Origin of the sequence: Streptomyces sp. NPDC048295, assembly GCF_040652135.1 — a bacterium.
Lineage (GTDB): Bacteria > Actinomycetota > Actinomycetes > Streptomycetales > Streptomycetaceae > Streptomyces.
The window spans coordinates 154,719-179,244 of sequence record NZ_JBEZLL010000019.1 but is presented as its reverse complement, the minus strand read 5'-3'; the positions used below and the strand labels follow the sequence as shown (position 1 = coordinate 179,244).

18 protein-coding genes are annotated in these 24,526 nt (G+C 71.6%); 7 read left to right on the top strand and 11 right to left on the bottom strand.

What is annotated here, in order from left to right:
- Positions 1 to 207 precede the first annotated feature (207 nt).
- The 4 genes from AB0D53_RS26720 to sph all read right to left on the bottom strand — a co-directional run bounded on the left by AB0D53_RS26720 (position 208) and on the right by sph (position 4,506).
- Positions 208 to 636 (bottom strand): hypothetical protein, encoded by a 429-nt coding sequence (locus AB0D53_RS26720; protein WP_362450959.1) that lies wholly within the window; start codon positions 634 to 636, stop codon positions 208 to 210.
- A gap of 124 nt (positions 637 to 760) precedes the next feature.
- Entirely contained in the window at positions 761 to 2,740 is a 1,980-nt protein-coding gene (locus tag AB0D53_RS26715; protein ID WP_362450957.1) for a HAMP domain-containing sensor histidine kinase, read from the bottom strand.
- The gene (locus tag AB0D53_RS26710) at positions 2,730 to 3,440 is read right to left on the bottom strand and encodes a response regulator transcription factor (RefSeq protein ID WP_362450972.1); all 711 of its coding nucleotides are present in this window, start codon (positions 3,438 to 3,440) and stop codon (positions 2,730 to 2,732) included. The genes AB0D53_RS26715 and AB0D53_RS26710 overlap by 11 nt, the downstream gene beginning before the upstream one ends.
- A gap of 85 nt (positions 3,441 to 3,525) precedes the next feature.
- A complete protein-coding gene (gene sph / locus AB0D53_RS26705) occupies positions 3,526 to 4,506 on the bottom strand; it encodes a sphingomyelin phosphodiesterase (protein WP_362450955.1) in 981 nt (326 codons plus the stop codon).
- Between the two features lie 220 nt (positions 4,507 to 4,726).
- Between sph and AB0D53_RS26700 the strand changes: the two genes are divergently transcribed.
- Positions 4,727 to 5,542: a maleylpyruvate isomerase family mycothiol-dependent enzyme gene (locus tag AB0D53_RS26700; RefSeq protein ID WP_362450953.1), complete on the top strand. Its 816-nt coding sequence runs from the start codon at positions 4,727 to 4,729 to the stop codon at positions 5,540 to 5,542.
- A gap of 3 nt (positions 5,543 to 5,545) precedes the next feature.
- Here AB0D53_RS26700 and AB0D53_RS26695 read toward each other — a convergent pair whose 3' ends face one another.
- Positions 5,546 to 7,345 (bottom strand): AAA family ATPase, encoded by a 1,800-nt coding sequence (locus AB0D53_RS26695; RefSeq protein ID WP_362450951.1) that lies wholly within the window; start codon positions 7,343 to 7,345, stop codon positions 5,546 to 5,548.
- Between the two features lie 318 nt (positions 7,346 to 7,663).
- Between AB0D53_RS26695 and AB0D53_RS26690 the strand changes: the two genes are divergently transcribed.
- Entirely contained in the window at positions 7,664 to 9,790 is a 2,127-nt protein-coding gene (locus tag AB0D53_RS26690) for a tetratricopeptide repeat protein (RefSeq protein ID WP_362450949.1), read from the top strand.
- Positions 9,791 to 9,804: 14 nt separating this feature from the next.
- On the opposite strand, the gene AB0D53_RS26685 is transcribed toward AB0D53_RS26690, so the two are convergent.
- Entirely contained in the window at positions 9,805 to 11,205 is a 1,401-nt protein-coding gene (locus tag AB0D53_RS26685) for a hypothetical protein (protein WP_362450947.1), read from the bottom strand.
- A gap of 110 nt (positions 11,206 to 11,315) precedes the next feature.
- On the opposite strand from AB0D53_RS26685, the gene AB0D53_RS26680 reads away from it, so the two are divergent.
- The 3 genes from AB0D53_RS26680 to AB0D53_RS26670 all read left to right on the top strand — a co-directional run bounded on the left by AB0D53_RS26680 (position 11,316) and on the right by AB0D53_RS26670 (position 14,246).
- On the top strand, positions 11,316 to 11,888 hold the full coding sequence (locus AB0D53_RS26680; protein ID WP_362450945.1) for a hypothetical protein: 573 nt from the start codon (positions 11,316 to 11,318) through the stop codon (positions 11,886 to 11,888).
- 582 nt (positions 11,889 to 12,470) lie between these two features.
- Positions 12,471 to 13,295: an SAM-dependent methyltransferase gene (locus AB0D53_RS26675; protein WP_362450942.1), complete on the top strand. Its 825-nt coding sequence runs from the start codon at positions 12,471 to 12,473 to the stop codon at positions 13,293 to 13,295.
- Positions 13,296 to 13,421: 126 nt separating this feature from the next.
- On the top strand, positions 13,422 to 14,246 hold the full coding sequence (locus tag AB0D53_RS26670) for an SAM-dependent methyltransferase (RefSeq protein WP_362450939.1): 825 nt from the start codon (positions 13,422 to 13,424) through the stop codon (positions 14,244 to 14,246).
- A 66-nt stretch (positions 14,247 to 14,312) separates the two neighbouring features.
- On the opposite strand, the gene AB0D53_RS26665 is transcribed toward AB0D53_RS26670, so the two are convergent.
- Positions 14,313 to 16,985: a TIM-barrel domain-containing protein gene (locus AB0D53_RS26665; protein WP_362450937.1), complete on the bottom strand. Its 2,673-nt coding sequence runs from the start codon at positions 16,983 to 16,985 to the stop codon at positions 14,313 to 14,315.
- Positions 16,986 to 17,332: 347 nt separating this feature from the next.
- Between AB0D53_RS26665 and AB0D53_RS26660 the strand changes: the two genes are divergently transcribed.
- Both AB0D53_RS26660 and AB0D53_RS26655 read left to right on the top strand, forming a co-directional pair.
- Complete coding sequence (locus AB0D53_RS26660; protein ID WP_362450935.1) at positions 17,333 to 18,646, top strand: cytochrome P450; 1,314 nt, start codon at positions 17,333 to 17,335, stop codon at positions 18,644 to 18,646.
- Complete coding sequence (locus AB0D53_RS26655; protein WP_362450933.1) at positions 18,643 to 19,905, top strand: cytochrome P450; 1,263 nt, start codon at positions 18,643 to 18,645, stop codon at positions 19,903 to 19,905. Before AB0D53_RS26660 ends, AB0D53_RS26655 begins: the two co-directional genes overlap by 4 nt.
- A 69-nt stretch (positions 19,906 to 19,974) precedes the next feature.
- Here AB0D53_RS26655 and AB0D53_RS26650 read toward each other — a convergent pair whose 3' ends face one another.
- The 4 genes from AB0D53_RS26650 to AB0D53_RS26635 form a co-directional block, all read right to left on the bottom strand.
- On the bottom strand, positions 19,975 to 20,511 hold the full coding sequence (locus AB0D53_RS26650; protein ID WP_362450930.1) for a DUF4232 domain-containing protein: 537 nt from the start codon (positions 20,509 to 20,511) through the stop codon (positions 19,975 to 19,977).
- 242 nt (positions 20,512 to 20,753) lie between these two features.
- On the bottom strand, positions 20,754 to 22,121 hold the full coding sequence (locus tag AB0D53_RS26645; protein ID WP_362450928.1) for a cytochrome P450: 1,368 nt from the start codon (positions 22,119 to 22,121) through the stop codon (positions 20,754 to 20,756).
- Between the two features lie 269 nt (positions 22,122 to 22,390).
- The gene (locus AB0D53_RS26640) at positions 22,391 to 23,239 is read right to left on the bottom strand and encodes a hypothetical protein (RefSeq protein WP_362450925.1); all 849 of its coding nucleotides are present in this window, start codon (positions 23,237 to 23,239) and stop codon (positions 22,391 to 22,393) included.
- Positions 23,239 to 24,516 (bottom strand): VWA domain-containing protein, encoded by a 1,278-nt coding sequence (locus tag AB0D53_RS26635; protein WP_362450922.1) that lies wholly within the window; start codon positions 24,514 to 24,516, stop codon positions 23,239 to 23,241. The genes AB0D53_RS26640 and AB0D53_RS26635 overlap by 1 nt, the downstream gene beginning before the upstream one ends.
- Positions 24,517 to 24,526 lie beyond the last annotated feature (10 nt).

Here is a 24,526-nt window from a genome sequence, read left to right as displayed (position 1 = left end):
CCGCCGTCCATCACCCCCCCCCCCCGGGCCCGCCGGGCGCGGGGCCGCGGGGGCTTTCGCCGCAACGGGGGGGCCCGTTTTTTTTTGGGGGGCCCCCGGGGTGGGCCCCCCCCGGGCGCCGGGGGGCCCCCACGAGGGGCGTCGGCCGGCGCCCCGGACCAACCGGTCCGCGGCGTCGGCCGACTCGGTGTGGTTGCGGCAGGCCGGTCAGCCGTTGCGCTGCGCGGCGGAGCGGCGGCGCAGCACGATCGTTCCGGCCCCGGCGACCAGCAGAGCCCCCGCGGCCGATCCGGCAAGGGCGGTGGTCCGGTCGCCGGAGGTCCCGGCCGGTCGTTCACCGGCGGCCACTCCACCGCGCGGAGCGGCGGCCCCCGGACGCTTGACGGTGGGCTCGGCCTTGACCGGTGCCGGGCTGTCGCCCGCGGCGACACCGCCACGGGGCGTCACCGACGGCTGTGCGGCCGCCTTGGGCTCGGCGGTGGCGCCCCCCTCCGCGCGGGCTGCCGCGGACCTCTTCACGGACGGCGCCGAAGGCGAGGGCGTGGCGTCGGCGAAGGCGGCTGCGGACGGTACGAGCACCGCGCCGGCCGCGACAGCGGCGAGGACAGCGGTGCGCAGGGACAGTCGGTGGGGCATGGACATCGCTCCATTCCAGATCGGCCTCGGTGGAGCCGGGTGCCGGTGTGCACCGGGACGCGAGGCATGCCGACAGGCTGGCGCGAAGTTATGAAGAAGCTGTCAGAACGTTGTGGTCATCGCATCAGGCCTGGTCCGTGCCGGTCACAGCACCGTCGCCCGCCCCTTTGGGCCGGGCCTGTACCGGGCCGGCGGGACCTTGCGGGCCGACCTGCCCCACCGGCAGCCGGAGCGTGAAGACCGAGCCCTGCCCCTCGGCGCTGACCGCGCTCGCCGAGCCCCCGTGCGCCTCCACCAGCTTCCGTACGATCGCCAGGCCCAGGCCGCTGCCCCCGGTGCGGCGGTTGCGCGACTTCTCGGCGCGCCAGAAGCGGTCGAAGACATGCGGCAGGTGCTCCGCCGAGATGCCGCTGCCCGTGTCGGCGACCTCCACCACGACCTCTTCAGTGGCCCCGTCGCCGTACGCGCGCACCGTCACACGTCCCTGCGGCGGGGTGTGACGTACGGCGTTGGAAACCAGGTTGCCGATGGCCTGGCGCAGCCGGACCGGGTCGGCCCACAACGCGGGGGAGGGCGCGTCGTCCGGTGCCGGCAGTGCCGAGAGTGCCACCCCGGCGGTCTCGGCCCTGGCCTGGTGCGCCGCGGTGACCTGCGCGAGCACGTCCTCGATGTGTACCGGTTCGGGGTGCAGACGCAGAGCGCCCGCGTCCGCCGCGGCGAGATCCTGGAGGTCGTCGATGATGTGCTGCAACTGCACGGCCTCGGTGTGCAGCGAGGCGATGAACGCCGGATCGGGCTCCGCCAGGCCGTCCTGAGCCGCCTCCAGCCAGCCCCGGATATTGCTCAGCGGGGTGCGCAGTTCGTGGGCGACGTCGCTGACCATGTCCTTGCGCTGCGTCTCCAGACGCGCGCGGTGGTCGGCCATGTCGTTGAAGGCCGCGGCGAGCCGGCCGATCTCGTTGTCGTCGCTGACCAGCACGGGCGCGGAGTCCTCCCCGTCCCGCATCCGCTGCGCCGCGCCCGTCAGGGCGTGCAGCGGCCGTACGAGCCGGGACCCGGCGAGCACCGTGGCTCCGACGGTGAGCGCCAGGACGAGCGCCGCGGCGCCCGCGATCTTCGCGGTGTTCGCGGGGGAGAGGTCGAAACCGGGAACGGTCGTGCCGCCCTCGTCGCCGATGAACAGCAGTGCGGGCGAGGCGACGTAGGAGCTGAGCTGTTCCCGGCGGGCCGTGTCCACGCAGGAGGCGGTGGCCCGGTCGTCCTCGCCGGTACGGATGCTCGGCGGCGGCGCGGGTGTGGCAACCACGGCACGGGCCTCGGTGGGGGTCTTCCGCACGGAGCCGTCCCCCCAGGACAGGTTCAGATCGAGCTGTATGCCCGGACGGTCCTGGCGTTTCAGACAGGCGTTGGCGAGCCGGTTGAGCGCGTCCAGGGCCTTCTGTTCGGTCGCGGTCGGGGAGTCCAGCTCGTCGGTCGTGCACCGGGTGTTCTGTACCCGGTCCGGATCATTGCCCACGACCTCCACGCGCGGGCGTCCGCTCGGGCCCCCGACCACGTCCGCCGCGATCCCGACCCGGTTCAGGCACGCGGCGCTCCGGTCGGCGGCGTGCCGCAGCGCCGTACGTTCGGCGGCGGGCAGCCGGAACGGACCGACCGCACGCGGGTCGACACGGTCGGCCGCCGCACCCGGTCGGTCGGTCGTCCGGGACAGGGCGGTGTCCACGGACAGCGGATCGACGATCGCCGAGGCCTGCGGCGGCAGCGCGGGCGGTGACGACCGGGCGGCGGAATCGGCGAGGGGGTGACGCTGCTGAGTGGTGAGCGCGATCCGCCGGCCGGACTGCCGGGCCAGGTCGCGCACGGTGCTCCCGACGCCGTCCCAGGTGGGGTGGCCCGCCGCGTACCCGAGCAGGGTGTTGTAGATCCGGGCGTCGGCGGTGAGGTTCTGGCCCTGCTCCTGCTTGATGGCGCCGGACGTGGTCTGTACGGCGAGCCAGGCGGTGGCGACCACCGAACAGGCGGCCACCAGCGCGGACACGGCCAGCAGACGGCCGAACAGGCTCTTGCGGAGCGGCAGCCGGGTCCGCCGCTGCTCACGACGCAACGGAAGCGTTCCTCGCCGGGTCCGTCAGTTTGTAGCCGACACCGAAGACGGTGATCAGCCGGGCCGGCCGACGGGGCGACGGCTCGATCTTCTTACGCAGGTTCATGATGTGCACATCGACCGTACGGAAACTGATGTACCGGTCGTAGCCGTGCAGTTCCTCAAGGAGCCGCTGCCGGGTGAAGACCCGGTCGGGCTCGGTCGCCATGGCGACCAGAATCCGGAACTCACCGGGGGTGCAGTCCACGGACCGGCCCTCGACGGACACCTCGTGCCGGTCCGGATCGACCACCAGCGCACCCACCCGCAGCGCCTGATCCACGGTGGGGCCGGTGTCCTGCGCGCCCCGCCGGCTGCGCCGCAGCAGGGTCCGCACACGCGCCATCAGCTCACGCGGACTGTACGGCTTCGTCATGTAGTCGTCCGCACCGAGATCCAGCCCCAGCAGCAGATCGTCCTCGGTGCTGCGGGCCGTCAGCATCAGCACCGGCAGCTCCCGGTGCTCGGCACGCAGTACGCGTACCACGTCCAGGCCGTCGGCCCGCGGCATCATCACATCGAGCACCAGCAGATCGGGCTCCCGGTGCCGGACCTCGGCGAGCGCCGCGAGGCCGTCGCCCACGACCGTGACCGAGTGGCCCTCGTGCTCCAGGTAGCGGCGTACGAGTTCGGCCTGTTTCTCGTCGTCTTCGGCGACCATCACGTTTGCGCACACGCGATCGATCGTAGAGGGTCCGCACAGCTCGCCCGGCGTCCCGGGGCGGGACACCGGACGGGCCGGCGCGCTACCGCGCCGACGCTACCAGCGGGTAGTGGTCGGAGAGGTTCGTGTAGGTGTAGCTCGTGCCCCAACTGGAGACGGTCCAGGGCGCGCTCTCTTCCTTGACCACCTCGTTCGTCCACCCGGACGGCTTCGCGTGCCCGGCGCGGTGCAGCACGTGGTCGAGGTCCTCGCGGGGGTCGTCGGGATAGCGGTCGGCGGCGATCGAGTTCTCCACGGTGTCGAACGAGTACGGGTGCCCGGTACGGGCGTCGGCCGCGGCCAGCCCCGCGTCGTCGAGCATCGAGGCGTACTCGGAGGAACGCGAATCGACGTTGAAGTCCCCGGCCACGATGACCTGTTCGGAGGCGGGGATGTTCTTGGCGTCCAGGAAGGCGTCGATCTGCCTGAACTGCAGACTGCGCTTCGCGGCGGCCTCGCCCGCCTTGCAGCCGGAGTCCGTCGACTGCGTGTGGGTCCCCACGACATGGACCCGTACACCGCCCACGTTCAGCTCGGCGTAGGCGAATCCCTTGTTGGACCAGCTGTCGCTGCCGCACGCGTCCTTGTAGATGTGCTGTTCCTTGCGGACGATGGGCCACTTGCTCAGCACCGTGACGCCCCCGTCCTCCGGTGTCACGGCCGAGTACGCCCCACTCGTGGCGTCCCAGCCGCTCCTGCTCCGGCCCACCACCGGTGTCCGGTACGGGTACTGGGCGGAGGCAGTGCGCATCAGGGCGTCCGACGCGGAGTTGTCGAACGCCTCCTGGAGCACGACGACGTCGTTGCCCTGGAAGAAGGACGTCCTCGGGATCTCTGCGGCCCGGTGGTCCTGGCCCCAGTTCGGGTACAGGTTTTTGCTGAAGATGAACGTGTTGTACGTGAGAACGCGCAGCGACGGAGTCTGCGCCGCCGAGGCCTGCGGTGCGTTGGCGGCCGGCGTCGCCGCGGCGAGCACGGCGGTCAGGGTTGCGCCGGAGATACGACGGATCGCGGGATGCGGCACGGGTTCTCCTGGTGGGGGAGGGGGTGGACGTGGTGCCGCCCATCAAAGCAGCGGCAGTTACTGATGGGTAGACATCGGGTGCCGTTAGTCTTGCTCCGGCCGGACGAATGGGTGCCGGCTCTTGTCGCGGGGCCGGATGCCTGGTCTTGTGTACCGTCGGCGGCCGGTTCGCCCGCAGGCGCTGCCGGGGCCGGGAAGAGTGGGGAGAGGCGTGGATTCGGTGACCGGACGTGATGTGGGGGGTGTGCTGCCCGCAGGGCTCGGCGAGGCCGTCCGGGCCACCGCCGAGGAGATCGCCGCGGTGCTGCGCGGGGTTGCCGACACGAGTGTTCCGGTGCCCGGTTCGCAGTGGACGGTGGGTGAGGCCGCGGCGCATCTGGCGCAGGCCAACGAGCTGATGGCCCGGCTCGCGGCCGGGCAGGAGCTCCGCTACGGGGACGGCACGCCGCAGAGCCTGGCCGCTGCCAATGAGCGGGCTCTCGCCGAGTTCGACGAGCGGGCCGCCGAGCCGCTGGCCGGGATGATCACCGCGCACGCGGATGCCTGCCTCACGGCCGTCGAGCGGAGTGCCGCGGGGGCCGGGGACGTCGTCACTCCGTTGGGACCGATGAGCCGGGCCGTGCTGGCCTCGTACCTGCTGACGCACATGCTCGGACACGGCTACGACCTGGCCCGTGCCCTGAGGCGCCGTCACATGGTCGACCGCGAACGCGTCGAACTGTCGCTGCCGTTCCTGATCACCGTCATGCCCGGGGTCACCGATGCCGCCGCCACCGCCCGGCTCACCGCCAGGTACGCGATCCGCCTGTGGGGCGGCTCCCGCTTCGGGGTCACGTTCACCGACGGCGCCGTGACCGTCACCCCTCGACCGCCGGACCGTCCCGACTGCACGATCCTCATCGAGCCGGTCACCTTCTTCCTGATGGCGCTCGGCCGCACCGGCCCCTATGGCGCCATCGCCCGGGGCCGGGTGCTCGCCTGGGGCCGCAGGCCCTGGCTCGCTCCCCGGTTCCCCGGGCTGTTCAAGGCGCCCTGAGTCCTATCCCGGGTGCCCGTGGGACTCCATGAGCTCCTGGTGGGCCGCCATCACGTCCTGGGCGAGCACGGTGACGATCTCCGTCCGGGTAGGCGTCGTGCCGCCCGAGTGCTGGGCGTACAGACGCAGATCCCGTTGCGCCGCGGCCTTCTGGCAGAGTTCGCGGGCGAAGCGGGCGTTGCCGAGGGTGTCGGCCATGCCGTCGTCCACGGCCGAGGCGAAGAGGGTGCCGAGTGCGGCCGCGGCCTCCTCGTCGGGTTCGTCGCCCTGACCGGACAGGATGGACCGGGCGATCAGGAGCAGCTCCTGCGCGGAGTACGAGGGGAAGTCGACACGGGTGTTGAACCGGGACACCAGCCCCGGGTTGGCGGCGAGCAGGCCGGTCATCTCCTCGCGATAGCCGGCGAGTACGACGACGAGCCGGTCCCGGTCGTCCTCGGCCCGCTTCAGGAGGACCTGGAGCGCCTCGTCGCCGAACGCGTCACCACCGCTGTACCCGCTGTTGGACAGGGCGTACGCCTCGTCGATGAACAGCACGCCGTTCAGGGCGGAGTCGATGACCTTGCTGGTCTTGATGGCGGTGGATCCCAGGTGCTGCCCGACGAGGTCGACGCGCTGGGCCTCGACGACATGGCCGGAGCGCAGCAGACCCAGACCGGCGAAGACCTTGCCGATGATGCGGGCGACGGTGGTCTTCCCGGTGCCGGGCGGCCCCGCGAAGACGAAGTGCCGGGGCCGGGCGCCGCCGGGCAGCCCCTGCTCCTCCCGGAGCGCCGCCATGCGCAGCTGCGCGATCAGCGTGAGGACCTGCCGTTTCACCGGCTCCAGGCCGATCATGCCGTCCAGCGAATTCTGGGCCTGGGCGAGCAGGAGCGCCCTCTCCTCCTTCGACAGCCCGTCCCCGTCACCCTCCCCGGCCTCCGGGCCGGCCGCCCGGGCCGTGGACGCGGGAGCGGCCGTACGGACCTCGGGAGGCGCCGCCAAGGGCGGGGCGGAAGGGGCGGGGGAGGGCGTCGAGGACTGCCCGGCCACGGCCGAAGCGGTCGGAGCCGAGGAACGCGCCTGGGCCCGTACATCCACGTCGAACAGGCCCGGCGCACAACGGAACGCGTACTGGTACCGCTTCAGCGCCTCCTCCGGCCGGCCCAGCGACTCCAGGGAGCGGCCCATGAAGTACTTGACCTCCGCGTCGAAACGGCTCCCCGACTCCAGCTTCCTCGGCAGCTCGGCCAGCACGTTCAGCGCCTCATGGCAGACCCCCTGCGCGAACAGCGCCGCGCCCACGTACAACTGCGCCTCGTCGTGCAGGAAGGCGTCACGGATTCCCGGGGCGAAACGCAGGACCAGGGCCCAGTCCTCCCTGAGGAAGGCGTAGCGCGTACAGACGAACCGGGTCTCGTCGCAGTCCAGTTGCGCGGTGGAGAGCCCGGCCCAGGCATCGTCGAGCTTCCCGGCGTCCAGCAGCGAGGTCATGGCCGCCACCCAGAGGTCCCGGGCGTTCTCCAGCCGGAAGGTGACGTAGTGACCGAGCTGGAACCGGGAGCGCAACGGCATCCCGAACTTGGAACGCAGCGCGCCGAACGACCCGGAGGCGCGGACCATGCCGTCCAGCGCCTCCTTCTGACGCCGACCCGTGGCATGCAGCCCCAGCCAGGCGTCGGCGGCCAGCGGGTCGTGCGCCGCGGCGAGCGAGAACCGTTCGGCGGCGGCCGCTTCGTCGCCCTGCTGCAGCAGGACCATCGCCTGCTGCCAAGCCTGTTCGGCCTTCTTGGCCGAGCCCCGGCTCGCGGCTGCTCCCTGCACAGTTACTCCCCTCGACAGGCCCCGGCCCGCGCGCCGGCGGCCGACGGGGCTCGCCGTGATGACCTGGAACAACTGCCAGGATATCCAACACGGCGTGGCGGCCGCTGAAGACCGCGGACGCGGTCGAATCCGCCTGGAAGTCGGTGGAGGGCCGATTTCCGGACGGATGAACGGCCGATCCGCGCCGGGTCCGGGCCGTCACCGGCGCGATGTCCGGGGGACATCGACCCGTTGACGCTAACGTTGCCCCGCACGGTGACAGCGACGGTGCCGGGGAGGGCGCACCGCGCGGAACACCGGGAACGAGGAGTGCGCGACATGCTGGATCCCACTTCGGTGGCGGCGATCTCGGCGGTACTCGGTGCGGTCGGCTCGGGCATGGCCAACGAGGCCGGCAAATGGGCCTGGGAGTCCACCGGCGCGGCCGTGCGGAGAATCACCGGCCGTGAGGTCCCCGCCCCCGTCGCCCCGGAGGAGCGGGACCACGTGGCCCGCATGGTCCATGAACGGCTCCGCGCCGATCCGCAACTCGCCTCCTCCTGGACCGCGTTCGCCACGCGGGTACACCGCGCCCCCGCCCCGGCACGGGCCGTGCGGTCGGACCTCCCCGCCTCCATCAGGTTCTTCACGGATCGCAAGGAGGCGATGAAGCAGCTCCAGCGAGAGGCGTCACGCCGCCCGGACGGCCGGCCCCGGCTCGCGCTGGTGCACGGCCCGGACGGAATGGGATCCAGCACGCTCGCCGTGCACTTCGGAGCACAGCCGACCCGCCTCTTCCCGGACGGGCAGATCTACGCCGACCTCGAAGGCGGCGGTGGCGGACGCGACATCGGAACCGTGCTGCGGGCGCTGCTGCGTCAACTGCGGGTACCTGACCAGGAGATGCCGACAGGGGCCGACGAGCTCGGCGATTTCTACCGCCATTGTGTGGCGGACCGCAGGCTCCTGGTCGTACTCGACCACGCGTACTCCACCAGGCAGGTGCGGCCGTTCCTCACCTCGGCACCCGGGGTGTTCACGATCCTGGTCGCCCGGGCCCCCTTTCCCGGCATCGACGCACTGCGGGTGCCCGTCGGCCCGCTCTCGGACAAGGACGCGGAGCGGCTGCTCACCGCCGTCACCGACAAGTCCACGGTCGCCGCCGCCCGTGCCACGCTGCCCTCGCTGCTCCAGCGCTGCGGCGGATCGCCGTACGCCCTGCGCGCCGCGGCGTACCAGCTGTCCGCGCCCAGCCCTCCGCCGCGCCGCACCGAGGTGGACCACGACCCGGTACGCGGGGCCGCCGAGGACAACTACCGGCTCCTGACACCGGAATCCGCAAGGCTGTACCGGCTGATGGCACTGCGCGCCTGGCCCGCTTTCGACGCCGTCGCTGCCGCCCGCACCACCGGCCTGGACCCCGGTGCCACGGCGGAACTCCTGGAGGACCTCGCCGACCGGATGCTCCTGGAGCGCGGTGCCGGCGGAACCGGCAACGGCCGATACCACTACCGCCACGGGGTCCGCGCACACGCCGAGGCGGCGGCGGTGCGGGAGGACGGGATCGCCGCGTGCTCGGCCGCTCTCGCCCGGACCCTGAGCACCTACGCGGATCTGGCGGCGTCGGCCGCCCACCAGGCGCTTCCGGAGAGCTGGCGGGTTCCGGCGCCGACCGGGGACCGTGCCGGGCAGCGGTACGAGGACCAAGGCGCCGCCCTCGGCGCGCTGCTCGATCAGGCGGGCAATCTGGTCGAGGCGGTGCGCTGCGCCGAGGAGTCCGGCGACCCGGACACCGCCGTACGCCTGTGCCGTTCCCTGTGGCCGCTCCAGCTCAAGGCGGGCCACCACGAGATGCTGCTGCCCGCGCTCCGCATCGGGACGAGGCTCGTCGACACGCATCGCCCCGCGAGCCCCGACGCCGGAGCACTGCACGCGCAGCTCGCCCACACCCTCACCGAGCTGAAGCGCTGGGAGGAGGCGGAGACGGCGGCGCGGGCGGCGGCGCGGGCCGAGGAATCGGCCGGCCACAAACGGGGGCACGCCTCGGCCGTCGAGTTCCTGGGCCTGCTGAGACTGCGCCAGTGGCGCTACCCGGAGGCGTACGAGTGCTTCGAGGAAGCGGTCGGCATCCTGGACACCATGGGCGAGGGGGACGAGGGCACCGCCGATCTGCCGCGCGCCCGGGCCCTGCTGGAGCGTCATCGGGGTCGGGCGCTGCGCGGCCCCGGACGTCGCGAGGAGGCCCGGGAGAAACTGGAGTCCGCACTGCGGTACTTCCGGTCGAGCGGCGACACCTACAACACGGCGCGGACGCTCACGGATCTGGCCGAGAGCCGGCTGGACGAGGAGAACACCGAAGCGGCGCTGCCGCTGATCGATGCGGCGATCACGGTGCTCGACGGGCAGAGCGCGGAGTACCAGCTGCTGTACCTGCGGCAGATGCGGGAGGCCTGCGTCACGGGGTGAACCCCCCGTCCCGCTCAGGCCGCTCCCTCCTCCGGCGCCAGGGGAACAATCCGTACGCGGTGGAGCCGGGCGCCCGTCCGCACGGCGAGCCCGCCGGCCACCGCCCGCGCGAGCCGCTCCTCGACCGCGCCCGGTTCGTGACCGCCCGTGGCCAGCCAGGCGTGCAGGGCGGAGGCGTACACGGCGGGATCCGCGGCGGAGGCAATCTCCGCGTCGGTGGTGGGCATCGCCACCATGCGGAGCGGTGCCGTGCCGCGCACCCGGACCACGCACGCGGACGGGCCGGTCACATAGGCGGCAAGGGAACAGCCCCGGTGGCGGTGGAGCACCTCGGCGGTCCAGACCGACGGGGAGCCGAAGCGCGGGTCGTCGGGTGCGCCGTCACGGAAGACGACGTCGGCCAGGTCCAGCCGGTCCACGTCGCGGGTGTCCTCGTGGACGGCGATGTGCAGTTCGCCGTCCAGGGCCGATCCGGTCCGCAATCCCTCACCGGCCCAGCGGCCGACCTCGATCTCTCCCGGTCCGAGCACCCGTGTCAGGACCCGCAACGGGACAGTGGCCGTTCCGGGTTCGTGACCGGGCAGCGGGAGCGGCTCCAGCGATGCGGGCCGGCCGGGCTCCGGCACGCCCATCATCGAGTAGAAGAGCTTCCGGAGCCGGGCCGCGGACTCGCCCGGTACGGAGGTGGTGAACCCGGCGGGTCCGGGCAACGGCCGGTGACGGGCCATGAGTTCCTCGATCTGCGGCAACAGGCGCGCGTCGGGGTCGAGCCGCGGGGCTTCCCGCATGAACGCGGAGATCGGCGCGTCGGGGTCGAGGGCGTGGAGCGGCACGGACCCCAGGAGCACGGGAGTGCCGAGGGCGGCCGCGTAGAAGGTGACGGATCCGTGGTCCCCGATCACGGCATCGGCGGCCAGCAGGGCCTGCCGCCACCCGCTCAGCGGATCGATCAGTGCCAGCCCGCCACGCCGCGCGCGATCGAGCCAGGCACGGATCTGACCGGGGCCGTGCCCGTGCCAGATGTTGGGGTGCAGTACGGCCGCGAACCGGTACTCGTCCAGGGGAAACTCGTCGGCCACGCGGCTGAGCAGGGCGGCGACGACATCGCCCCCGTCCGGGACCTGCCCGCCGTCACCGAAGAGCGACTCGTGGTTCCAGGTCGAGTTGAGCAGGACGAGGCGCTGCCCCGGCCGGACGCCCAGCGCACGGCGGAAGCGTTCGCGACGGGGCCGTGCGGCCAGGATCCGGTCGTAGCAGGGGTCCCCGGCGAGCACGGCGGTCGGCGCGGCCTCGGGACAGGCGGCGCGCAGCCGTTCGTACTGCTCGGGATGGGAGAGCACGAGAGCGTCCGCGACGGGAGTGCCCCGGGGTGACAGCAGCCACTGAGGCGCGAGCCCGAACACGGGCGCAGGCACCGACCCAGACCCCGACCCGGTGTCCGGTGTCCGGTGTCCGGTGTCCGGTGTCCGGTGTCGCCAGCCTCTTAGTGTATCCAACACCGTGCGAGAGGACGGCCAACCTGCCTGTGAAGACGTCCAGTCGGCCGCCGAAGCTGGCGGACACGACCAGGTCCACCTCCGTCTCGACCGCCTGCTCCCAGGGCAGCACCGGCAACCCCGTATCGGCCAGCAACTCCGCGGTGCCGGCCGCGAACGCCGACGAGCCGGTACAGGTCACCAGCAGTTGGACCCGCAGATCGTCGTCGAACAGGGGCAGCACGTCGAGCAGCCGGGTCGCGGCGGTCACGTTGTGCACGACGACCAGCACCCGCAGGCACGTCCCCCGCGTCGCCCACCGCGCCGCGTCGTCCCCCACCGGCACCCGCACCCACCCGGCCCGCCCGAACCCCATCCGCACGCCCCTCATCGGCCCGGGCCCGCCCCGGGCCCCCGTGCCGCCCGTGCGAGCGGCCCCGACAGTCAACCAGCACGTGGCCGTTCCGGACACCGAGGGGCGTCAGACGGCCATGGCCACCGCAGCCTTGCGCAACGCCTCCTCGCACGGATCGTGTGCAGCGCCCCGGCTCCGGTCGCCGAAGACGACGACCCGCAGCAACACGAACCGCCCGACCCCCGCCAGGGCGGACGCCGACAGATAGACGGACTGCGCGAGCAGGGGCGAGGGATCGGGCCGTACGGCGAACAGGCAGAGCAGCGCCCCCCGTAGTGAACGCGTAACTCACGGCGACCGTCACCCCGGACCGGAGGTGGACTCCCCACCCCTTGCGCCCGCTCCGGAAGGAGAACCGCCGGTGCAACTCGGTGGCGACGACGGTGGAGACGACGGTGACCAGTGCGTTCGCGAGGGCCATCGGGAGCTGCTCGCCGAGCAGCAGGACCGCCCCGCTCGACGCCACCCCGACCCCGCCGCCGCATACGACGAATCGTACGAAAGCCGCGACGAGCGGGCGGACGTCGCGCGTCTGCCGACGCGTCGGGGCGGTCACGGGCCGGCCTCCGGAGAGTGAGTGGGGAACGGTGATTCGAATCCACCCCAGAACCTACGGAGTCGGCGCCGTTCGGGCGACCCGATAAACCTCGTGTCCGGTGAGAGACACCGCGGAAACGCGACCTCGGGCCGGCCGCGGGAGACAGGATCCGATACCTATCCGGCCATAAGTCCCGCCACACATAGGTAGGTTGAGGCCAGAGCTTGATCGTTCTCGCGTCCGGAGGTCTCCATGAATGAGCAGCAGCCGTCCGTCGCCCCTCCCGCCGGGCCGGTGCCGGACCGGATCGACACCACGAGGCCCCATTCCTCACGGTTCTGGAACTACTTCGTGGGCGGCAAGGACAACTACGAGGTCGACCGTGAGATCGGTGACCAGATCAAGGCGTTCTTCCCCGGGCTCGTCGACGTGGCGGTGGCGGGCCGGCAGTTCCTGCGCCGTTCGGTGACCCATCTGGTGGCGGACCGGGGGGTCCGGCAGTTCCTCGACATCGGGACGGGCCTGCCCACGGCGGACAACACCCATCAGGTGGCCCAGGGCATCGCACCCGAGTCGCGCATCGTGTACGTGGACAACGATCCGCTCGTGCTGACGCACGCCCGTGCGCTGCTGACCAGTTCCCCCGAGGGCGTCACCGACTACGTCGACGCCGACCTCTACGACCCGGACGCCATCCTGGCCGAGGCGGCGAGGACGCTCGACTTCGACCGGCCCGTGGCTCTGATGCTGCTCGGCATCCTCGGTCACGCGGGCGACTTCTCCAGGGCCCGTGAGGTGGTGGGGCGGCTGATGGCCGGGCTGCCGGCCGGCAGCTGCCTCGTGGTGTACGACGGGACGCGCACCAGCGAGGGCATGATCGCCGCGGAGAAGGCGTACATCGAGAGCGGCGCGGTGCCCTACTACGTGCGCGAGCCCGACGAGATCGTCACGCTCTTCGACGGACTGCGGATCCTCGACCCCGGCTTCGTCCGGCTCAGCGGGTGGCGGCCCGACGTCGACAGCGCGACCGTGTCCGCGGACGTCGACGCCTTCGGGGGCATCGGCGTCAAGGAGTGACGCGTTCCTGAGCCCGGTGCCCGGATCCTGCTGCCGGACCGCGGATGTCCGCGGTCCGGACGGGTGTTTGCTGCAAGATGCTGAATGCTGGGGCAGGAAGCCGATCAGTACCAGGGGGAGTGCCATATGACAGGGTACGGATCCGGTGCGGACCGCATCGACACCACCAGGCCGCATCCCGCGCGGGTGTACGACTGGTTCCTCGGCGGGAAGGACAACTACCCCGTCGACGAGGAACTCGGCAGGCGGATCACCGGACTCTCACCGGACACGAAGCGCATCGCGCGCCACAACCGGTGGTTCATGCACCGTGCGATGCGCTGGCTCGTGGGCGAGGCGGGGATACGGCAGTTCCTCGACATCGGTTCCGGCATTCCCACCGAGCCCAATCTGCACCGGATCGTCCAGGGTTCGGCGCCCGGCGCCCGGGTCGTGTACGTGGACAACGACCCCATCGTGCCGGCCCGCTCGGAAGCGCTGCTGAGCGGGAGTGCGGAGGGTGTGACGGCGTATCTCGACGCCGATGCGCGCGAGCCGGAGAAGATCCTCCGGCTCGCGGCCGATGTGATCGACTTCGACCGGCCCGTCGCGCTCTCCCTCCTCGCCCTGCTCCACTTCGTGGGCGATGGAGACGGGGCGGGGGAGGGGGCGTACGCACTGGTGGAACGGCTGGTGGAGCGGCTTCCCGCCGGGAGCTTCCTCGTGCTGTCGCAGCTCACCGGTGACTTCGACCCCGAGAGCGTGGAGAAGGGCGTGGCCTCGTACGCGGCGGGTGGTGTCACGCTCGTGCCGAGGTCGCGCCGAGGGGTCGCCCGCTTCTTCGACGGACTGGAGATGGTGGAGCCGGGGCTCGTCCAGGTCGTCGACTGGCATCCGGAGCTCAGCCTCGGCGATCTCCCGGTGGAGACGCAGCCGGTGCCGATCTACGGAGCGGTCGCCCGCAAGCCGTAGCGTGCCGGACACGGGGGCCGGGGCCGTCCGCAGACGGCCCCGGCCCTGTGGCGCTCCGTCCGCCGGCTACTTCCGCAGCTCGACGGTGAAGCCGCGCCCGGTGGAGACGGAGGGCGTCCTGATCTCCGTGACCCCGGTCGCGGGGTCGGTGAACCAGCCCGATCCGGCCGCGGCGAGCTCCGCGGCCGAGTCCACCCGGTGCAGCCGGCGGTGGTCCATGACCACCTGCGACGGGGCCTTCCCGCCGTGCACGGTGAGGTCGTACGAGCGGGCGGACACCTTGCCGTCGTAATGCCCCACGCTCGCACCGATCCTCACGGTGGTGCTGCCCTCCTTGCCACGGGCCGGGGCCTGGACCCGTACCTGCTGAGTGGCCGAGGCTCCCTCCGCGAACCTTCTCGTCACACCGTCGTCCTCGTAGAGCGTGTACTCCGAGGTGCCCTGCGGGTGGATGTCGTAGCCGAGCCGGGACTTGTCCCGGGATTCCCAGGACAGCGTGCCCTCGGGCCACATCGGCACGATCGATCCGCCCCTGACGAAGAGCGGCAGGGTGTCGAGCGGTGCCTCGTAACCGTTGACCGTGGTCGGACCCTGGTAGGTCCTGCCCGTCCAGTAGTCGGTCCAGGTGCCCTTCGGCAGGTAGATGCCATTGCGGACGTCCGTGTCGCTGTACACCGGCGCGACCAGGAAGTCGGGTCCGGCCAGGAACTCGTACTTCGCGTCCGGGCCGAGCGTCGCCGGGTCGTCGGGGTACTCCAGAGAGAGCGGCCGGACCGGGCCGACCCCGGTCCTCGTCGCCTCCTTCGACAGCGTGTACATGTACGGCAGCAGCCGCTCCTTCAGCCGGAGGTACTTGCGGTTGATGGAGGTGTACGGCTCGCCGTCCAGCCACGGCTGCTGGTCGTGCGGCTTCTTGGTGGTGATGTCGCTGGCCCAGCCGTCCATGGTCATGATGGCCGGCAGGAACGCCTTCCACTGCAGGTCACGGGTGTACATCTCGGGGTCGTGACGGTAGATGCTGCCGACGTCACCCGTGTTGTACGCGATACCGGACATCGTCGCGCCGGCGTACGTGGGGATCTGCCAGCGGATGAAGTCCCACGACAGGCTCTGGTCACCGCTCCACAGCACACCGCAGCGCTGCGCACCGGCCCAGGACACCGGCAGCCAGACGAAGCCGCGGGCGTCGCTGTTGTTCTCGATGCCGGCCTTCGCCTGGTCGCAGGCGTCCAGCGCGAAGCCGTAGCCACCGCCGACCCAGGCGACGTCGAGCTTGCGGACGCGTACCCCGGCCTTGGCCTCCGCGGCCTCGTCGGGCAGTCCGTTCTGTGTCCAGAGGCCGAGCCGGGCGTGGTTCTCGCCGAGGCCCGCGCCCGTCTCGGAGAGGTTCTCGTAACCGCAGCCGTAGCCGTCGTTGACGAGCATCCAGCCGAGCGGCATCCCGTTGTCGACGTAGCTGTCGGAGACCTTCAGCGAGTCGAGGGTGTGGCGCTCCCCCCGGTTGGCGTTGTGAAGGTAGCAGTCGGCCGAGCCGGGCTCCAGCCCGTACACCGGTGGCATGAACGGCTTGCCCACCAGAGAGGTGTACCTGCCGATGACCGTCTTGGTGTCACCGGTGAAGTAGTAGGCGTCCAATCGGCGTTCCTGCTGACCCGTGCGCACCGGTGAGCCGAAGTCGTAGATGCCGGGCGTCATGGTGTTGCGGAACACGCCGTAGCCGGCCGTGGAGATGTAGAACGGCTGGGAGTTGTTGTAACCGCCCTCGTTCCAGTTGGTGTTGTTGCCCACGTTCATGGCCCGGTCGCGGTGGGAGAAGCTGCCGTTCTGCTCGCCGCCGCCGAAGAACTGCTCGTCGGTGCCGCGCTTCAGGCTCTGCCGCATGCCGCCGCCGGTCCAGCGCAGCGGATCGGCCTCCTGCCAGACGGCCGTGCGGTTGTCGGCCTTGTAGAGGGCGAAGCGCAGCGGCTTCTTGTACACGCGCAGTACCACGCCCTTGGAGCGGATGCCGTAGTAGCCGCCCGCGTCGAAGGACGTGGTGTGCGGCTGGGCGGTGGGCTGCCGCCGGATCATGTGGCTGTCCTTCGGGTCGGCGATCACGCCGTCCGGGGACGCCTGGAGCCGCAGTGTGTCGTCGGTGAAGAACTCGGCGCGTGCCTTGAGCGCACCGGCTTCGATCGCGTACTTGCCGTGCGAGCCGCTGAATCCGGTGAGATTCCCGGCGTCGGTGGCCTCGGGGAGGTAGGCCTTGCCGGTGAAGGAGTTGTTGTGGACGTCGTAGGGGACGACGACCACGTGGTAGGTCCCGGAGGCCTTCGGGATGACCGTGGACTCGGGGTCGGCGGTGCCCGCGCTTGAGGCCACCTGCTTGTCGGCCGAGTCGTAGATGTACATGTCGAAGTCGTCCGTGGGCGTCTCCCACTGGATGGAGACGGGGACACCGCCCTCGGGGTTGTCGTCCCACTGGCCCGCGGGTGGGTCGACGGTCAGGTCGAACCGGGCGCAGACCGCGTTGTCGGGGTCCTCGTCGGGTGTGCCGCACTTGGCGGGGGAGTCGACGGTTCCCGCGGCGTAGACCGGGCTCTGCCAGGTCACATTCTTCGTGGTGCTGTCCAGGGTGCCCGAGGGCGTGGCCGCGGCGTGTGCCCGCGGGGCCGGTGCGGTCAGGGCGGTGAGGGCGAGGACGATCACCGACAGTGTGCCGGCCGCCGCCTGGCTGGAACGGTTCTGAAGGATCCGCAAGGAGTGTTCTCCGTTCGTACCGAACAGTTAAGTAGGTGATGTCTGCGCAGACATGCTTGGAACGCTGGAGATTCGCGCATCAGAATTCACCGCCCGACCAGTGCATGTCAACGTTCCGGTGGGTAGTCCCCACCGTGCCCGTGGCGATGCGCCGATGCGGACGGGGCGAGACGCATCCTCATCCTTTTGGTCAGTCATGCCCAGAAAGTGGTCCATAGAGATCGAAGAAATGGCGAGAACGGTCGCGAACAGTGCCGAAAGGATCACCGAATTTCCTTATAGTGAAGCCGCGTTGATCAACCGACCACCGCAACGAGCGAAGCCTTCGTCGCAGGAGATTCCGTACGATGACGACGCCCGCATCCGCGGTGCCCGAGCGACCGTCCATGTCCCCGCCGCCCGTGGCCGGGGGCTGCCCGGTGAGTGGCGGCAAGGCCGCCGTGCGGCTGAGCGGTCCCGGATTCCACACCGAACCCCAGGTCGTCTACCGCGCCATGCGGAGCGAACACGGCCCCGTCGTACCGGTCGAACTGCCCGGCGGGGTTCCCGCCTGGCTGGTCATCGGCTACCGCGAACTCCACCAGGTCACCAGCGACGCCGAGTTGTTCCCCCGGGACGTCGGGCTGTGGAACCAGTGGGGGAACCTCCCCGAGGACTGGCCGCTGTCACCGATGGTCGGCCGCCCGATGCCCTCCATCTACTTCACCGCCGGCGCCGAGCACCGGCGTCACGCCGCGATGGTCGGGCAGGCCCTGGAGGAGGTCGAGCACTTCGAACTCCGCAGGATCTGCGAGGAATTGGCGGACCGCCTGGTCGACGGGTTCTGCCACCGCGGTACGGCGGACCTGATTGCCGACTTCGCCGTACCGCTGCCGGTGCTCGTCCTCGCCCGGCTGCTCGGATTCCCCGATGCCGACGGGCCGCGGATCGCCGAGGTGCTCAGGGACCTGGCCGACGGGGGGCCGGACGCACAGGAGGCCCATCTGCGGTTCGGCGGGCACATGCAGCGGCTGCTGGCGGCCCGCCGGGCCGCACCCGGAAACGACGTGACCTCGCGCATGCTGGCGTACGCCGGGGAGTTCACCGACGAGGAGTACGTACTCGACCTGATGGCCATCACGGCCGCGGGACACCTCACCACGGCCGACTGGATCGGCAGCTCGCTCCGGCTGATGCTCACCGACCACCAGTTCGCCGTCGCGCTCGCCGGAGGCCGGCACAGCGTCGCCGCAGCCATGAACGAGGTGCTCTGGGAAGAGGGTCCCACGCAGATCCTCGCCGGTCGCTGGGCGGCCCGCGACACCCGGCTGGGGGACCGGAACATCCGGGCCGGGGACATGCTGCTGCTGGGCCTGGGCGCCGCCAACGCCGATCCGCACATCCGGCAGCACCTCTCGGCCTCGCCGGGGCCCTCCGGCCACGGCGGCAACAGCGCGCATCTGGCGTTCAGCCACGGCGAGTACCGCTGCCCCTTCCCCGCTCAGGAGATCGCCGAGATCATCGCCCGCACCGGGATCGAGGTGCTTCTCGACCGGCTGCCCGACCTCGAACTGGCCGTACCGGCGCAGGAACTGGTCCGAAGACCGTCCGCCTTCCTGCGGGGAACGACCGCGCTGCCCGTTCGGTTCGCCCCCGTACGCCCGACAGGAGACCCGTCTTGAACTGCCCGCACGCCGCAGCCCGGGAAACCGCTCCGAGCGGCGCGGCCGTCGTCATCGACCCACTGGTCCAGGACCTGGACGGTGAGACCGCACGGCTGCGGGACGCCGGTCCGCTCGCCAGGATCGAACTGCTCGGCGTCCCGGCCCTCACCGTCACCCGGCACGCCCTCGCCCGCCAACTGCTCGTCGATCCCCGCCTGGTGAAGGACCTCGACGCCTGGGGGCTCTGGCAGCGCGGCGAGGTCACGCACGAGTGGCCGCTGATCGGCATGATCGACGCCGGACGCTCCATGTTCACCGTGGACGGCGCCGAGCACCGGCGGCTGCGCACCAAGACCTCCCAGGCGCTCACGCCGCGCCGGCTGGAGGAAATACGCCCGGACATAGAGAAGTTCACCCAGGAACTGCTCGACGCCCTCGCCGAAGAGGGCGAGAGGAGCGAGAACGGTGTGGTCGACCTCAAGTCCGTGTTCGCCCAGCCGTTGCCGATGCGGGTCGTCGGCATGCTGATGGGGGTGGACGAGACGGAGCACCCCATGCTGATGGAACGGTACCGGGCCTTCTTCTCCATGCTCACCCCGCAGGAGGAACGCCTGGCGCTCCTCGCCGAGCTGGACGTCTTCTACACCGCTCTCGTGCGCGAGAGGACGGCGCGTCCGGCCGACGACCTCACCAGCGCGCTCATCCTCGCCGAGGAGGGCGGAGAACCGCTCACCGAGGAAGAGGTGGTGGGCAACCTCAAGGCGATGGTGGCCGCCGGGCACGAGACCACGATCGGGCTGATCCTGAACGCCGTACGTGCCCTGCTCACCCACCCCGGCCAGCTGCGCAAGGTGCTCGACGGCGAGATCCCGTGGGAGACGGTGATCGAGGAGACCCTGCGCTGGGACACCCCCACCACCCATCTGCTGATGCGCTTCGCCACGGAGGACATCCAGGTCGGCGACGCGGTGATCGCGAAGGGCGAGGGAGTGGTGATCTCCTACCGCGCCATCGGCCGTGACACCGAGCACCACGGGCCCGGCGCCGACGACTTCGACATCACCCGGCCGACCCCGGTCCGCCACATGACCTTCGGCCACGGCCCCCACATCTGCCCCGGGGCGGCCCTCTCCCGCGTCGAGGCCGGGATCGCCCTGCCCGCACTGTTCGCGCGCTTCCCCGGACTGCGGGCGGCCGTCGCGGACGAAGAGGTCCGCAGGCTCCCGGTGATGACGCAGAACGACATGGAGGCCTTCCCGGTCCTGCTGCACGGCTGAGAACCGGCCACCCGTCGGGCGCCGTCGTCCGTGGGATGCGGCGGCACGTCCTGCGGCCCGTGGCGCCCGTCAGCCCAGCGCGTCCGCCAGCGCGCTGTCCGCCGCGGCGCGCGACGCCTGCCACAGCGTGGTCACCGGCTCCCACACGTGGACCCCCGCGGGCATGCCCACCGTGGCCCCTGGGAAGGTGACGCCCGGATGGGAGGGGTCCGCAGCCACGGACAGGCTGCCGACGACATGGCCCTCGACGGCCGCCGGGTCAGCGGTGCGAACGGCGGCGTACGCCCGCTCGCCCCCGGCCAGTGCGTAGGGTCCGCTCCCGGCGGGCGGGACCGCCTCCGCGGAGCCGTCCAGGCCCCTGAAGGTGACCGTGGGGATCCGGTCCACCACGCAGTCCCGGGCGCCGTTGTTGGTGACGCTGACCCGGGCGACGTTCCGCTGTCCGCCGGGTTCGGCGTGCACTTCGAGGGCCTGCTCCCGGCAGGTCCCGAGACGGCTCGCGGAGCCGGCGGGCGCGGCGCCGGCCGTTGCCGGGGCGACGGCGCCGGTCAGGGCCAGGACGGCCGTCACGGAGAGCGCGTGGGCGAGTGCGGAGCGGAGGCGCATGGTGTTTCTCCCGTTGGATCGACAGCCTGCGGAAGCGGCCGGGCGGCCCTGCCGGTCGTGCGGCCGACAGGGACAGTGTGAACCGTATGACCCGGTCTCCGCGACAGATCAGACATATCGTTCCGGTGTGGGCGGTGCCGCCGCGGATCGCACGCGTGGAGCGTGGCGGGCCGTCCGGTGCTCGTCGAGCCGCGCCCCGCCCGGTGCTCGTCGAGCCATGCCCCGCCCCGCCCTGTGCGCCGTCACCGCGCCCGGAGCGTGGCCATCACCTCCCGGTCCGGCTGGAGCGTCAGCGAAGGCACCGGGCCGATGACGCCCGGGTCCACGTCCAGCTCGAAGCGGCGCGCCAGTACCGCCAGGATCAGCACCGCCTCGACCATCGCGAACCGGGTGCCCAGGCAGACCCTGGGGCCGCCGCCGAACGGGAACCAGGCGTACTCCGCGATGTCGTCGCCCTTCTCCGGATCCCAGCGCTCGGGCCGGAACTGCTCGGGCTCGGGGAACCACCGGGCGTCGCGTTGCGTCACCCACTGGCTGGTCCACACCCGGGTGCCTTCCGGCATCGGCACACCGCCGATGCTCGCGCCCTCCTTCGCGACACCGGTGACCAGCCAGATGGTCGGATAGAGGCGCAGGGTCTCCTTGACCACGGACTGGGTGTACGTCAGCCGTGCGAAGTCGTCGAAGTCCGGCTCCCGGTCGCCGAGCACCCGGTCCAGCTCCTCGGCGAGCGCGGTACGCACCCGCGGGTTGCGGGACAGCAGGTACCAGGCCCACACCAGCGTGGAACTGGTCGTCTCGTGGCCGCCGATGTACAGCGTGACCGTCTCGTCGCGTATCTCCCGGTCGGTGAGGTGGGCACCGGTCTCGTCGACCGCGGTCAACAGCCGGCTCAGCAGATCGGGCCGCTCGTCGCCGCCGTCGCGGTGACGGGCGACGACCCGGCCCACCTCCGCGTCGATGACCGCCGCGGCCTTCTTGATCCTGGCCCGCCCGGGTGTCGGCACCCAGTCCGGCAACAGAGCGCCGATCCCGGCGAACTCCTTGCCGATCTCCTGCTGCGCCACATCCATCGCCCGGCCCATCGCCTCGGCGTCGGCCGCCGTGTCGACGCCGAAGATGGTGCGCACCGCGATCCGCTGCGTCAGCGCCGCCATCTCCCTTTTGACGTCGATGCGTTCACCGCCCGACCAGGTGTCCGCCAGCTCCACCGTGCTGCCCGCCATCGTCGCCGCGTACGACCGCACCTGCTTGGGTCGTACGGAGGGCTGCACCAGCGACCGTTTCCGCCGCCAGTCCGTGCCCCGGGCGACGACCACTCCGTTGCCCATCACGGTCCGGAAGGCGATGCCCAGGGCCGGCTGGTCGAAGGAGCGCTCCGTCTCGGTGAGCAGCTCGCCGATGCAGTCCGGATCGGCTATGTACACACAGGAGTTGGGGCCGAAACGCCAGCCCACCATGTCCCCGTGGGAGCGCAGCCGCTCGAAGAAGGCGAGGGGGTTCTTTCCGAACTGCGGCAGGTTTCCGAGGAACGGCAGCCCCTTCGGGCCCGGCGCGATCCTGTGGCTCCGCGGCTCGGCAACGACGGCCGGGCCGGTCTCCGTGGACATGAGAGTCTCCGCTCCTTGTGGCGCACCCGACTCGGTGCGCGGCGACCTGACTTCAGTGGTACCGCCTGCCGTGGAACGTGCCATCGGCCTTGTGCGGTACGTGAGTTGTCGAGCCTAGCCGCGCGGTGCCGTCCCCGGGGGCGGGCGGGAGGCAGGGGTGGCGGAGAAGAGACGGTCCGCCACCGCCGGACGGGACCGGGCCCGTCCGGCGGTGCGGTTTCGCGGTGTGACGGGCCCCGGTCCGGGGCCCGTGCCGCGAGGTGTGCGGGTCAGACGCCCGGCGGAACCCGGGACGGACGGCCGCTGCCGCGGGTGAGGGAGTAGCCGAAGATCGCCGCGAGCGCGCCCAGGATCCCGCCTCCGACCGTCCACAGCCAGCGGTCGGTCCACCAGCCGGAGGCCCAGCCGTCCTCGGGCTCGCTGCCGAGCGAGACCTTGGACGAGGTGTCCTCGCCACCGTCCGCCGAGCCGTCCGAGGCCTGCTCGACGGAGGACACGCCGGGTACCAGCGGCTTGGCGAGCGTGCCGTCGACATCGGCGGATCCGCCCTTGTCGGCCGCCGTGATCTCGATCTCGGTCTGCACCGGAAGGCCGAGGTCGGCCGAGGGCAGATCGACGACCGTCAGACGTACGTAGTAGCTGCCCGGCAGCGGGTCGTTGGCCCACGGCTCGGACCAGGCGCGGACGGTCCGCAGCACACAGGTCAGCTCGACCGCCGTCGCGTCGGCGGCGGCCTTGCCGGTCTGGCGGCCGTACATGCAGGCCTGCCGGCGCCGCAGGCCGTCGTACACATCGACCTGCCAGGTCGACGCGCCGTGCCGGGCGGCGCTCTCGGGCAGGGTGATCTTCGCCTTGACGGTGGCCCGCTGGCCGGCGTCGGCGGGGAACACCCAGTAGAGGTAGTCGCCCGTGGACGCCCCGGCGGTGGCGCGCTGGTTCTGCTGGAGGGCCGTCGCCGTACGGAAGGTGGTGCCGGCCTCGGTGGGGCCTGCTCCGTCCTCGGAGGCGCTCGGGCTCGGGCTCGCCGACGGGTCGTCGGCCACCGCGGCGCCCGCCGAGGTCAGCAGGGCGAGCCCGGCGAGCAGCGCACCCGCGAACGCACGTGTCCTACGCATCATCAGTTGGTCCTCCAGACAGCGACGCGCCAGCGCGAGATCCAGCCGAAGAGCAGGCCCGCGATCAGTCCGGTGAGGATCAGCACGCCCAGCAGCCACCAGCCGCGGCCGAGGCCGAACGCCGCGGCGTCCGCGGCGGCGTCCGGGGCGTCCACCAGGTCCACGGTCAGCTCGACCGGCATACCGGGCGAGGTCTTCACCGAGGCGGGGGCCGAGAAGGAGTTGCCGACCTGGAGACACACGGTCTCGGCGGCCGGCTTGTCGTCGCCGTCCGCGCCGTCCACCTCGGCCTTCGGGTAGCGCAGGCCGGAGGAGATCGCGTCCGTCCGGCCGGTGCCCGACTCCGAGCCCCGCACGATCTCCCGGCCGTGCACGGTCAGGGCGCGCAGCAGCACGCCGTAGTCGTTGTTCACGGCGCGGTCGGCGAAGACGCTGACCGAGGCGCGCAGTTCCTGGCCGGGCAGCACATCGACCCGGTACCAGCGGTGCTCGCCGAACTTCTCGCGGTCGGTGTAGAGGCCGGGCTTGAGCTGTGGTGCCGAGGAGCAGCTGTCCGCGCCCTCGGTCGCCACCGGGGTGACGACGGGCTCCGCGGCCCGGTCGACCAACTGCTTCACACGGCCGGAGAGTTCATCGGTGTGCTGGACCGCGGTGTACGTTCCGCCGGTGGCCTCGGCGATACAGGTCAGCTGTTCCCGGATCTTCGCGTTGGGCACCAGGCCCAGGGTGTCGATGACGAGGTGGATGCCGCGGGCCGCGATGTCGCGTGCGACCTCGCACGGGTCGAGCGGGCCGCAGGTGTCCTCGCCGTCACTGATCAGCACGATCCGGCGGGTGGAGTCACCGCCCTTGAGGTCGTCGGCGGCGCCCAGCAGGGCCGGTCCGATCGGGGTCCAGCCGGTGGGGGCGAGGGTGGCGACCGCGGTCTTGGCCTCGGTGCGGTCCAGCGGGCCGACCGGGTAGAGCTGCCTGGTGTCCTTGCAGCCGACCTTGCGGTCGTTGCCCGGGTAGTCGGCGCCGAGGGTCCGGATGCCGAGCTCCACCTGCTCGGGCACCGCGTCCAGGACTTCGTTGAACGCCTGCTTGGCGGCTGTCATCCGGGACTGGCCGTCGATGTCACGGGTCCGCATGGAGCCGCTGACGTCGAGCACCAGCTCGACCTTGGGGGAGGCTTTGGCGGGGGCTTCGTCGGCGGCGGCGGGGAGCGCCGAACCGAGCCCGGCGGTCAGAGTGGCGAGCAGGATGCCCACCCCGACCGTCAGCCTTTTACTTATGATCATCGCCGGATAG